Below are 11,413 nucleotides of genomic sequence, written 5' to 3' on the forward strand. Positions count from 1 at the left end.
ATGCATGATAAGAACATCCAATTCTCTCCCGAGGCCCGGGAAGAGATTAAGCGGATGGAGCAGGTCAGCCTGGAGGCGCTGGATCTCTTACAGCAAGAGGTCACAGATCCCACAAAATGGCTGACCAAAGTCTCCGCGCTGGAGCAGCGGATCGATGATATGACGGAGGAATATCGTCGCAACCAGCTCAAGCGGATGCGGAAGGGAAGCTGCTCCGACGAGGCCTGTATCATCTTCTCCGAACTGCTCACCGACTTTGAGCGTATCGGCGACCACGCCCTGAACATTGCTCAGGAGCGGGCTTCCATTGCCTCTGACGCCACCGGCGCTTAAACCAAAAACCAAAACTTCCCCCGGTTCAGCCCAAGGGTTGAACCGGGGGAAGTTTATTTTATTCGCGAAGGGCTCTGCGACTGGCGCCAAAGGCCAGGAAGAAAGTAAGCAGCTCTGTGACCGGGAAAGCCAGCCAGATGCCGGACATCCCAAAGAGCCAGGCCAGCAGGATCACAATAGCAGCGATCCCTATCCCGCCCCGGAACAGGGAGAGGAGGAAGGAGGCCCGGGACTGCTCCGTTGCCCCCAGGAAGGCGGCGGTAATGATGTTGGGCCCGGCGAAGAGAAAACCCAGGAAGTAGATCCGCAGACCGTCCACGGCGATCTGCTCCAGGACCGGGTCGCCGTCCCGATTGAACAGAGCGGCCAGAGGCGTGGCGGAAAACAGCGCCGTCAGGGCCAGCCCCAGCCCCACCAGAAGGGCGGTCAGAAGGGCCAGACGGCACAGGGCGCGGACCTGCCGCCGGTCGCCCCGGCCCCAGGCCTGGCTGATGAGGGGCTGAGCCCCCTGGGACAGACCGGTAAAGAGGGCCAATGCCATCAGCGCCAGATTGGCCACGATGCCGTAGGCGGCCACGCCGGTGGTGCCTGCGGCCTGGAGCATGAGTACGTTATAGAGGGCCAGCACCATGCAGGAGGTAAACTCATTGAGGAAGGCCGCGCTGCCCAGGCCCGCCAGGTCCGCCAGGGAGCGGACAGGCGCGGCGGGCCTTGCGGGATGGAACTGGTTGCGCCGGGTGAGGATGTGGAGAGAGGAGAGACACAATCCGATCACCGGCGCGGTGCCGGTGGCCAGGGCCGCGCCGAAAATGCCCATGTTCAGGGGATAGAGGAAGAGATAGTCCAGGGCGATATTGGCCAGACTGCCGGTGAGCATGGCGGTCATGGCCAGTTTGGGGTTGCCGTCGTTGCGGACGAAGCAGACCATAATGTGATTGAGCAGAAAGCAGGGGGAGAAGAGCAGCACGGTGCGCAGGTAGACGGTACACAGGGGGAGGGTGTCGGCGTTGGAACCCAGCAGCCGGGCGATGGGCTGGGCACCGAAGGCCCCCAGGAGGGAGAGTGCAAGCCCCAGGATCAGGCCGGTCAGCAGGACCAGCGTAAAGGTGCGGTTGGCCCGCTCCGGATCCTCCTGATAGCGGCAGATGGAGTAGCGGGTGGCACCGCCGATGCCCAGTAAGATCCCCAGCCCGTTGACCAGCCCGAAGATGGGAATGGCCAGGTTGAGGGCGGCCAGCCCGTCGGCCCCCAGGCGATTGGCCACAAAGAAGGTGTCCGCCATAATATAGCCGGACAAGCCCAGTGCGCCCAGCATATTCAATGAGATGTACTTGAAAAAGGTCCGTGTCATTCCCGTTTCTCCCCTCACCATGCCGCAAACAAAAAACGTGCCTGAGTATATTCCTTCAAAGACCTACGGAATATACTCAGGCACGTTGACTCGCCCATCCGGTGACGGACGCCATGCGCGTATGTGATTGACGGGTATTAGAATACCAAACGGGCAGGGACCTGTCAACCCCTGTGGGAAGTCAGGAGGAAAGTTTCTCCCGCAGCAGTTGGTTGACCACCGCCGGCGACGCCTGCCCCTTGAGCTGCCGCATGACTTGGCCCACCAGGAAACCGAAGGCCTTCTCCTTACCCGACTTGAAGTCCTCCACCGATTTCTGGTTGTCGGAGAGTACCTGCTCCACCACGGTGGTTACCAGAGCGGTGTCGGACACCTGGGCCAGACCGTGTTCCTTAATATAGGCATCCACGTCGCCGTCGTCGGCAAAGACGGCCTCAAAGACCTTGACGGCGGTGTTACGGTTGAGCTTGCCCTCCTGAACCAGGGCGATGAGCCTGGCCAGGGTGGCGGGGGTCAGCTTCATGTCCTTGGCCTCCAGACCGTGGGTGGACAGCTGGCCCAGCACTTGACCCATGATCCAGTTGGAGGCCTGCTTGGGGTGGGCCCCCAGGGCCACCACTTCCTCGAAAAAGTCGGCCAGGGCCTTCTGGGAGGTAATCATCTCGGTATCGTAGACGGGCAGGCCCCAGTCGGCCTGATACCGCGCCCGTTTGGCCTGGGCCAGCTCCGGCTGAGAAGCCCGAAGCCCTTCGATATATTCCTCCGACAGCTCCAGCGGCGGAATGTCCGGCTCGGGGAAGTAGCGGTAGTCCTGGGCGTTCTCCTTGGAGCGCATGGCGTAGGTGGCGTCCTTGTTCTCGTCCCACCGGCGGGTCTCCTGGATCACCCGCTTGCCCTCTTCGATGCGTTCGATCTGCCGCCGGGCCTCGTAGGAAATGGCCCGGGTGATGGCCTTGAAGGAGTTCAGGTTCTTCATCTCGGTGCGGGTGCCCAACTCTGTGGAACCGGCGGGACGCACCGACAGGTTCACGTCGCACCGCAGGGAGCCCTCCTGCATCTTACAGTCGGACACCCCCAGGTATTGCAGGGTCTCCTTCAGCCGCTCCAGGTAGGCCACCACTTCCTCCGCCGAGCGGAAGTCGGGCTCGGTGACGATCTCAATGAGAGGCACGCCGCAGCGGTTGTAGTCCGCCCGAGTCTGGTCCAGCCAGGGGTCGTGGACCAGCTTGCCCGCGTCCTCCTCCATGTGCATCTCATGGATGCGGATGGTTTTGCCGCCGCCAATGTCCACCGCGCCGTCGTAACAGATGGGCAGGTAGAGCTGGGAGATCTGGTAGGCCTTGGGCAGGTCGGGGTAGAAGTAGTTTTTCCGGTCAAAACGGCTCTTGGGGCGGATCTCACAGTTCAGGGCCAGACCGGCCTTCACCGCAAACTCCAGCACCTTCTCGTTCAGCACCGGCAGAGCGCCCGGCATCCCGGTACACACCGGGCAGCAGTGGGTGTTGGGGGCGCCGCCGAACTGGGTGGTGCAGGAGCAGAAGATCTTGGTTTTGGTGGCCAGTTCCACATGGGTCTCCAGGCCGATGACGGTTTCCCAGGTCATTGGGCGTCGCCTCCTTTGGGACTTTTCTTGTGCCAGCCGGTGTCCAGCTGGAAGGCGTGGGCAGCGTTGAGTACAACGCCGTCCCCCAGGGCGGGGCCGATGAGCTGGGCGCCGATGGGCATACCCTTGCCGTCAAAGCCGCAGGGCATGGACAGGGCGGGCAGACCCGCCAGGTTCACCGACACGGTGTAGATGTCGCTGAGGTACATCTTCAGCGGGTCGGTGAGGCTCTCCCCCAGCTTGGGGGCGGTGGTGGGGGCCACCGGGGTGAGGAGCAGATCATATTTGGCAAACGCCTCGTCAAAGGCCTTCTTGATGAGGGCCTTTACCTGGAGGGCCTTTTTGTAGTAGGCGTCGTAGTAGCCGGAGGACAGCACGAAGGTGCCCAGCAGGATACGCCGCTTCACCTCAGAGCCGAAGCCCTGAGTGCGGGTCTTGCAGTAGAGGTCGGTGAGATCCTCGTAGTCCTCAGCCCGCCATCCGTACTTGACTCCATCGAACCGGGACAGGTTGGAACTGGCCTCGGCGCAGGCAATGATATAGTAGGTGGGCACCACATACTCCATCACCGGCAGGGCAAACTCTTCCACCTGGGCCCCACGGGCTTTCAATACCTCGGCGGCGGCCAGCACGGCGGCGCGCACTTCTGGGTCCAGACCCTGGCCGAAGCAGTCTGCCGGCAGGCCGATTTTTTTGCCCCGCAGGTCGCCGGTGAGGGAGGAGAGCAGCCCCCCGGCGGGGGCGTCCAGGCTGGTGCCGTCCCGGGGGTCCTTGCCCTGGATGAGATCCAGCACCGCCGCGCAGTCGGCGGCGGACTTAGCGATGGGGCCCATCTGGTCCAGGGAGGATGCGTAGGCGATGAGGCCGTACCGGGACACGGTGCCGTAGGTGGGCTTCATGCCGGTGACGCCGCAGTAGGCGGCGGGCTGGCGGATGGAGCCGCCGGTGTCCGAGCCGATGGCATACCACACCTCACCGGCAGCCACGGCTGCGGCCGCGCCGCCGGAGGAGCCGCCGGCAGCCCGGGTGAGATCCCAGGGGTTTTTCACCGGGCCATAGTGGGAGGTCTCGGAGGTGGAGCCCATGGCAAACTCGTCCATGTTCAGCTTACCCATGGACACCGCTCCGGCGGCGGTCAGCCGCTCCACCACGGTGGCGTCGTAGCAGGGGACAAATCCCTCCAGAATTTTGGAGGCGCAGGTGGTGGCTACCCCCCTGGTGCAGATGTTGTCCTTGTAGGCCATGGGCACCCCGGCCAGGGGGGAGGCGGACGGGTCGGCCGCCGGGGCCGGGTCGGTGAGGGTGAGGAAGGCGTTGTTGGACCGCTGGGCGGCGTCAATGCGGGCGCGGGCGGCCTCCACTGCTTCCTGCTGGGTTACCTCGCCTGAGTGGAGCTTTTGAGCCAGCTCCAGGGCAGTCAGTTCATACAGTTCCATCGTTTCCACCTCACTCCACCGCTTTGGGGACCAGGAAGGTCTCCCCGTCCCCGGCGGGAGACCCGGCCAGCAGGGCCTCCCGGTCAAAGGACGGGGCCACCTGGTCAGCTCTCAGCACGTTTTTCAGGGGGAAAATGTGGCTCAGGGGTTCCACATCGGTGGTGTCCAGGGTGTTAAGCACATCCATATAGGCCACGATGCGCTCCAGCTCCGCCGTCATGGCGGTTTTCTCCTCCGCCGGCAGCTGGAGGCGGGAGAGCTGGGAGATATAGTCAACCATATCCTCGGTGATTTTCATGTTCAATCCTCCTTACGGTTCCAGTCGGGTGCGGTCTCTGGGGAAGAGGCAAGCTCGACGCACATTGTCTAATCCACACAGCTGCATGGTCAGCCGCTCCAGACCGATGCCCAGTCCGCCGTGGGGCGGCATACCGTACTTGTGGATCATGAGGTAGCTTTCAAACTCCGCCGCTTCCATGCCCCGAGCCTCCATCTTGGCCACCTGGGCGGCATAGTCGTGGATACGCTGGCCGCCGGTGGTCACCTCCAGGCCCCGGAACAGCAGGTCGAAAGACAGGGTGAAGCGGGGATCATCGGGGTCATCCATGGCGTAGAAGGGACGCTTCTTGCTGGGATAGTGGGTAACAAACACAAAGTCGCTCCCCCACTCCTCTTTGGCGTACTTGCCGATGGCGTGCTCCTCCTCCGGCTCCAGATCGAAGGGGTCCCGGATCTGATAGCCGTACTTTTCCGCGGCCAGCCGCTTGATCTCGTCAAAGCGGACGGCGGGGATCTGGTGGGCGTCGGGCAGCTCCACACCCAGCAGGGCCAGCTCGGCGGAATACTCCTGCCGCAGCAGCTCCATCAGGTGCTGGAGGAAGCCCTGCTCCATCTCCATCAGTTCGGTGAAGGACTGGATATAGCCCATCTCCAAGTCCAGGGAGGTGTACTCGTTCAGGTGCCGCTGGGTGGCGTGCTTTTCCGCCCGGAACACGGGAGCCACCTCGTATACCCGCTCGAAGGCCCCCACCATGGTCTGCTTGTAGAACTGGGGAGACTGGGCCAGAAAGGCCTTCTTGCCAAAGTAGTCCAGGCGAAAGATGTTGGACCCGCCCTCGGCTCCGGCATGGACGATCTTGGGGGTGTGGATCTCGGTAAAACCCTCCCCATGGAGGTAGTCCCGGAAGGCCCGGCAGATGGCGGCCTGGATGCGGAACACCGCCCGCTCCTTGGGGGCTCTCAGCACCACGGGCCGCAGGCCCAGCTCGGTGTCCAGGTTTAAGTCCAGCTTCTTTTTGGACAGCGGCACCGGCAGGGGAGCGGCGGGGCGGGACAGGACGGTGAGGGTTGCGTCACTCAGCTCTTTCCCGCCGGGGGCACGGGGTTCAATGCGCCACATACCGGCGGCCGTGACGGCGCACTCCTCGGTGACCCCGTCCAGGGCATCCTTTTGGGTGCAGACGCACTGAACCAGGCCGGCGGGGGTACGCAGGGTAACGAAGGTGATGCCGCCCATGTCCCGCAGGGCGTGGACCGCGCCGTGGAGGGTGACCGGCTGGTTATTCCGGCCCTCCACCGCTTTATCGATTTGTTTTGCCAGGAATACCATACCGTTCACAACCTTTCATGATGAAATAAAAAATCCCGAAGTCGTACAATACGACTTCGGGACGGAACAAACTCCGCGGTACCACCCAAAATTGCGCCGTCGTGTGCAACGGACGCCACTCGGAACCCTTAACGCGGGTGAGACGGGCGGCCCTACCTCCCAAACGGGACTCGAAACGCCGGCTCAAAAGTGTTGCGCCACCCTATCCTGCCGGACCGGGCTCTCAGTCGGTGACCCGGATTCTCTGTCGGCCCTCACGGGGGGCGGTCTTTGTCGCAGCCTTTATGGGCGTAGTATATGCGCTTTTGCCTGGAAAAGCAACTGTGAATTTTGACAAAATCTGCCCTAGGCAAGGTGGGGCGCCCTATGTTACAATGGGGAAAAACATCGAAGAAAGGGGGCGCGGGCCGTGAAAAACTGGGAGGAACTCCATGCCGAGTGTATGGCCTGCCGCAAGTGCGATCTGGCAGATACCCGGCACAACGTGGTCTTTGGCGAGGGGGCCAGGGACGCGGAGGTCATGTTCATCGGCGAGGGCCCCGGCGAGCAGGAGGATCTGACCGGCCGGCCCTTTGTGGGCCGGGCGGGCCAGCTGTTGGACGATATGCTGGAGATGATCGACCTGGACCGCACCAGGGTCTACATTGCCAATATGGTCAAGTGCCGGCCCCCGGGAAACCGGGACCCGCTGAACATTGAGCAGGAGGCCTGCATCGGATATCTGCGCAATCAGGTGGCCCTGATCCGGCCCAAGATCATTGTCTGCCTGGGCCGTATCGCCGCTATCCGGCTGATGAAGGACGACTTCAAGATCACCCGGGAGCATGGACAGTGGATGGAGAAGGCGGGCGTGTGGATGATGGCCATGTTCCACCCCTCCGCCCTGCTGCGGGACCCCTCCAAGCGTCCGGAGAGCTTTGTGGATCTAAAGACCCTCCAGGCCAAGATCCGGGAGATCTGCACCCACACCTACAATTGAACAGCCGGGTGGCTCCAGTCAGTTTGTCAGGAGACCCGGAAAATGAAAGAAATCCTGTAACCCTTGTGGTTACAGGATTTCTTCTTGGTACGCCGGAAGGGAGCCGAATTCGTGCGAGGCTTTTTCCATCTGCCCCTTTTGTGCTGCACGCTTCTGCCCAAAACAGCACCGATTATTTTTGCCGATTTGCCTCTTGACGGAAATGGTTAAATCAGTATAATAAATTTAGAATAATTCTAAATTGGTGTTGAAGGCTATGACCAAGTATGGAAAGAAAATTTTAGAGATTGTAAGTGCTTCTCACAGTCATATGACGGCTGAGGAAATCTTTGCCGCCCTTCGGCAGACCTATCCAACCGTGGTGCTGGCTACCGTGTACAATAACCTCAACCGTCTTTGGCAGGAGGATCTGATCCGCAAGGTATCGGTGGAGGGAATGCCGGACCGGTATGACCGTATCCAGCGCCACGATCACCTGGTGTGCAAAAGGTGCGGCAAGCTGCTGGATATTGATTTGGGAGACCTTACCGCGCAGCTGGAGAAGAAGGCGGGTATTTCTATTTTGTCGTACGATCTGAAACTGACCTATTTATGCGACGACTGCCGGAAGAAAACTGAAAGGAAAGGAATGTGAGGAAACTGAACCATTTACCGCTGTCTGTTCGTGTCCCCATTGAGGGGGATAACCCCAGCATCGTCCGCTGGGAAGAAAAATGTATCCGCTGCGGCATGTGCAAAGAGGCCTGCACCAACCTGATGGGGGTACACGGTACTTACACGCTGGAGCAAACCGGCGGGAAGGCCATCTGTATCTACTGCGGCCAGTGCGCCAATGTCTGCCCGGTGGACAGCATCACCGAGCGGGACGAGGCTCCCCAGGTACAAAAGGCCATTGACGACCCCAACAAGGTAGTGGTCGTCAGCACCTCCCCCTCTGTCCGGGCAGCCCTTGGCGAGGAATTCGGCATGGAACCGGGCGCCTTTGTGGAGGGGAAAATGGTAGCCCTGCTCCGGGCCCTGGGTGTGGACTATGTGCTGGATACCAACTTTGCCGCCGACCTCACCATTGTGGAGGAGGCCAGCGAGCTGATCCGCCGGGTGAAGGAACAGGACCGCCCCCTGCCCCAGTTCACCAGCTGCTGTCCCGGCTGGGTCCACTTTGCTGAGATCTATGCGCCCGAGCTGCTGCCCCACCTGTCCACCGCCAAAAGTCCCATCGGGATGCAGGGCCCCACGGTAAAGACTTATTTTGCCAAGCAGATGGGTCTGGATCCCCGGCAGATCGTCCATGTGGCCCTGACCCCCTGTACCGCCAAAAAATTTGAGATCCGGCGGGAGGAGATGCATGCCGCCGCCGACTACCACGGCGTGGAGGGTATGCGGGACACCGACCAGGTGATCACCACCCGGGAGCTGGCCCGGTGGGCCAGGGCCGCTGGCATCGACTGGAACGCGCTGGAGGACTCTGCCTACGACTCCCTGATGGGCAAGGCTTCCGGCGCCGGCGTCATTTTCGGCAACACAGGCGGGGTGATGGAGGCCGCTCTGCGCACCGCTTATGAATATCTCACCGGCGAGCATGCACCGGAGTCCCTGCTTCAGCTCAGCCCCGTTCGGGGCTATGAAGGGGTGCGGGAGGCCCAGGTGGAAATCGGCGCGCTGACCCTGCAGGTGGCCGTAGTCTACGGCACCGCCAACGCCCGCGCTTTCCTCCAGCGGATGAAGGAGAGCGGAAAGCAGTACCACTTTGTGGAGGTCATGGCCTGCCCCGGCGGCTGCATCGGCGGCGGCGGACAGCCCAAGGATCTGACGAAAAACGCCGATGAGATCCGCAAGAGCCGCATTGCGGCCCTCTACCGGCGGGATGAGGCCATGACGCTGCGCACCAGCCACGAAAATCCCCAGATCAAAGAGGTTTACGAGGCATTCTACGGCCAGCCCCTCAGCGAGCTGGCGGAACGAATGCTTCACACCACCTATCAGGATCGAAGTCAACTCATTCATCAGAAGGGAGGAAATTCTGTGAAAAAATGGATCTGTGGAGTGTGCGGGTATATCTATGACGAGGCCAAAGAGGGCGTTGCCTTTGAATCGCTGCCGGAGGACTGGGTATGTCCCCTGTGTGGTGCGGACAAGAGCGCCTTCTCTCCCCAGCAGACCGCAAACGAGGCCAAAGCGCAGCCTGCGCCCATTCACCATATCGGTGAGATGCGGCAGCTGTCCGCCGGGGAGCTGTCCGCCGTGTGTTCCAATCTGGCCCGGGGCTGCGAGAAGCAGTACCAGGAGAAGGAGGCCGCCCTGTTCCGGGAAATCGCGGACTATTTGTCCGCCGCCCAGCCGCCGGTGGCCGATGCCAGCCTGGACAAGCTGATGGAGCTGATCCGGCAGGATCTCAGCCAGGGCTATCCCGGGCTCAATGCCGCTGCTGCCGCTGCCGGCGACCGGGGCACCCAGCGGATCTGCGTCTGGGGGGAAAAGGTCACCCGTATGCTGGATTCCCTGCTGAACCGTTATCAGAAGGATGGAGAGGCCTTCTTGAAGGACACCCAGGTGTGGGCCTGCACGGTCTGCGGCTTTATCTATGTGGGCGACAACCCGCCCCAGCTCTGCCCGGTGTGTAAGGTGCCGGCATGGAAATTTGAAAAAATAGAAGGGAGAGGCTGAGCCATGAAACAAGTTGCAGTACGAAATCTGCGGTTATGCACCAAAGACTGTCTGTGCCTGTATGTATGTCCCACCGGGGCAACCGACACCGAGAACAGCATCATTGACGTGACCAAGTGCCTGGGCTGCGGCGTGTGCGCCGATGCCTGTCCCAGCGGCGCCATCTCTATGGTCCCCACGGAATACCCCCCGCAGCAGAAGAAGGAGCAGGATGTGGTGGCCCAGGCCAATCATATGGCCGGAAACAAGGCCGCCCAGGAGAACATTGCCCGGCAGCTGGCTCAGCAAGCGGACAAGGACGGCCTTTACCGCCTGATGAGAGCCGCGGAGAAGTCCGTCCGCCTGGTCAACGAAGATCTGCTCCGGGAGGCCGGCTATATGCTGCCTCAGAGCGCAAACGCCCATCAGCTGCTGCAGGACTTTGTGGACGCGCCGCCCGCCCCGGATTTCCCCGTACAGGCGGCCAAAGAGCTGCTGGAGCGCATCCCCTGTAATGAAATCATGGCCGAAGGAGATAAAAAGAGTATGAAAAAATGGAAATGCAAAGTCTGCGGATACATTCACGAAGGCGACAGCGCCCCGGAGTTCTGCCCTGTCTGCAAGCAGCCCTCCTCCGCCTTTGAACTGATCGAGGAGGCCCCCGCCAAGGCCGCCAGCAAGTACGCCGGCACCTAGACCGAGAAGAATCTGGAGGCGGCCTTCGCCGGAGAGTCCCAGGCCCGGAACAAGTACACCTACTTCTCCTCCGTGGCTAAAAATGAGGGGTATGAGCAGATCGCCGCGCTCTTCCTCCAGACTGCGGAAAACGAGAAGGCCCATGCCAAGCTCTGGTTTGAGGAGCTGCATGGCGTGGGAAACACTGCCGAAAACCTGCTCCATGCCGCCGAGGGCGAGAATTACGAGTGGACCGATATGTATGACGGATTTGCCAAAACCGCCGAGGCGGAGGGCTTCCCCGAGCTGGCCGCCAAGTTCCGCCTGGTGGCCGCCATTGAGAAGCGCCACGAGGAACGCTACCGCGCCCTGCTGCACAATGTGGAGACCGCCCAGGTCTTTGAAAAGAGCGAGGTCAAGGTGTGGGAGTGCCGCAACTGCGGCCATATCGTAGTGGGTACCGCCGCTCCGGAGGTGTGTCCCACCTGCCTGTACGCCAAGAGCTTCTTTGAAATCCACTGCGACAACTATTGATTTTGCAAAATATCGGGGCGCTGCAGAGTTTACTCTGCAGCGCCCCAATGCTGAATCTGCCTGTTGGGGAAGTAAAAGCGGTGCGAATGATGGTGGTGCCCTGATGGTTGCGCCATCTATTTTGAAATTGACTTCTTGTAAATATCCTTTATAATAGGAAGCAAATAGAATAGATTGCTCCGACTTTTGTGGCGCCGGCGCGTTCTTTTTTGAAAGACACGCAGGGTTGTTCTGCTGAACAAGGGAATTG

Annotated in this window: 9 protein-coding genes and 2 pseudogenes; 6 read left to right on the top strand and 5 right to left on the bottom strand. The window is 61.1% G+C overall.

Features of this window, described 5'->3' with window-relative positions; all coding sequences use genetic code 11:
- Window positions 1–333: PhoU domain-containing protein (locus Q0K43_RS08110; protein ID WP_297290050.1), on the top strand; the 333-nt coding region annotated here is incomplete at its 5' end.
- Between the two features lie 58 nt (window positions 334–391).
- Here Q0K43_RS08110 and Q0K43_RS08115 read toward each other — a convergent pair.
- The 5 genes from Q0K43_RS08115 to aspS form a co-directional block, all read right to left on the bottom strand.
- A complete protein-coding gene (locus Q0K43_RS08115) occupies window positions 392–1,684 on the bottom strand; it encodes an MATE family efflux transporter (RefSeq protein WP_297290051.1) in 1,293 nt (430 codons plus the stop codon).
- 181 nt (window positions 1,685–1,865) lie between these two features.
- Window positions 1,866–3,287 (bottom strand): Asp-tRNA(Asn)/Glu-tRNA(Gln) amidotransferase subunit GatB, encoded by a 1,422-nt coding sequence (gene gatB / locus Q0K43_RS08120; protein WP_297290052.1) that lies wholly within the window; start codon window positions 3,285–3,287, stop codon window positions 1,866–1,868.
- Window positions 3,284–4,723, bottom strand: coding sequence for an Asp-tRNA(Asn)/Glu-tRNA(Gln) amidotransferase subunit GatA (gene gatA / locus Q0K43_RS08125; RefSeq protein ID WP_297290053.1), 1,440 nt, complete (start codon window positions 4,721–4,723; stop codon window positions 3,284–3,286). Before gatA ends, gatB begins: the two co-directional genes overlap by 4 nt.
- Window positions 4,724–4,733: 10 nt before the next feature.
- Complete coding sequence (gatC, locus tag Q0K43_RS08130) at window positions 4,734–5,021, bottom strand: Asp-tRNA(Asn)/Glu-tRNA(Gln) amidotransferase subunit GatC (RefSeq protein ID WP_297290054.1); 288 nt, start codon at window positions 5,019–5,021, stop codon at window positions 4,734–4,736.
- Between the two features lie 12 nt (window positions 5,022–5,033).
- Window positions 5,034–6,332: an aspartate--tRNA(Asn) ligase gene (gene aspS, locus Q0K43_RS08135; RefSeq protein WP_297290055.1), complete on the bottom strand. Its 1,299-nt coding sequence runs from the start codon at window positions 6,330–6,332 to the stop codon at window positions 5,034–5,036.
- Between the two features lie 409 nt (window positions 6,333–6,741).
- Between aspS and Q0K43_RS08140 the strand changes: the two genes are divergently transcribed.
- The 5 genes and pseudogenes from Q0K43_RS08140 (at window position 6,742) to rbr (ending at window position 11,163) form a co-directional block, all read left to right on the top strand.
- Window positions 6,742–7,311, top strand: coding sequence for a uracil-DNA glycosylase (locus Q0K43_RS08140; protein WP_297290056.1), 570 nt, complete (start codon window positions 6,742–6,744; stop codon window positions 7,309–7,311).
- A 256-nt stretch (window positions 7,312–7,567) separates the two neighbouring features.
- Complete coding sequence (locus Q0K43_RS08145; protein WP_297290057.1) at window positions 7,568–7,945, top strand: Fur family transcriptional regulator; 378 nt, start codon at window positions 7,568–7,570, stop codon at window positions 7,943–7,945.
- Window positions 7,942–9,975 (top strand): [FeFe] hydrogenase, group A, encoded by a 2,034-nt coding sequence (locus Q0K43_RS08150; protein ID WP_366086197.1) that lies wholly within the window; start codon window positions 7,942–7,944, stop codon window positions 9,973–9,975. Before Q0K43_RS08145 ends, Q0K43_RS08150 begins: the two co-directional genes overlap by 4 nt.
- A gap of 3 nt (window positions 9,976–9,978) precedes the next feature.
- Window positions 9,979–10,179 (top strand): annotated as a pseudogene (locus Q0K43_RS11735) (4Fe-4S binding protein); the annotation flags it as partial.
- A 321-nt stretch (window positions 10,180–10,500) separates the two neighbouring features.
- Window positions 10,501–11,163 (top strand): annotated as a pseudogene (gene rbr / locus Q0K43_RS08160) (rubrerythrin).
- Window positions 11,164–11,413 lie beyond the last annotated feature (250 nt).

It is taken from the genome of uncultured Flavonifractor sp. (genome assembly GCF_944383115.1).
Taxonomy (GTDB): Bacteria; Bacillota; Clostridia; order Oscillospirales; family Oscillospiraceae; genus Flavonifractor.

Coding starts and splice junctions, on each gene's coding strand:
- Q0K43_RS08145 (WP_297290057.1), top strand. CDS start 7,568: ATGACCAAGTATGGAAAGAAAATTTTAGAGATTGTAAGTGCTTCTCAC.
- gatC (WP_297290054.1), bottom strand. CDS start 5,021: ATGAAAATCACCGAGGATATGGTTGACTATATCTCCCAGCTCTCCCGC.
- Q0K43_RS08115 (WP_297290051.1), bottom strand. CDS start 1,684: ATGACACGGACCTTTTTCAAGTACATCTCATTGAATATGCTGGGCGCA.
- gatB (WP_297290052.1), bottom strand. CDS start 3,287: ATGACCTGGGAAACCGTCATCGGCCTGGAGACCCATGTGGAACTGGCC.
- aspS (WP_297290055.1), bottom strand. CDS start 6,332: ATGGTATTCCTGGCAAAACAAATCGATAAAGCGGTGGAGGGCCGGAAT.
- gatA (WP_297290053.1), bottom strand. CDS start 4,723: ATGGAACTGTATGAACTGACTGCCCTGGAGCTGGCTCAAAAGCTCCAC.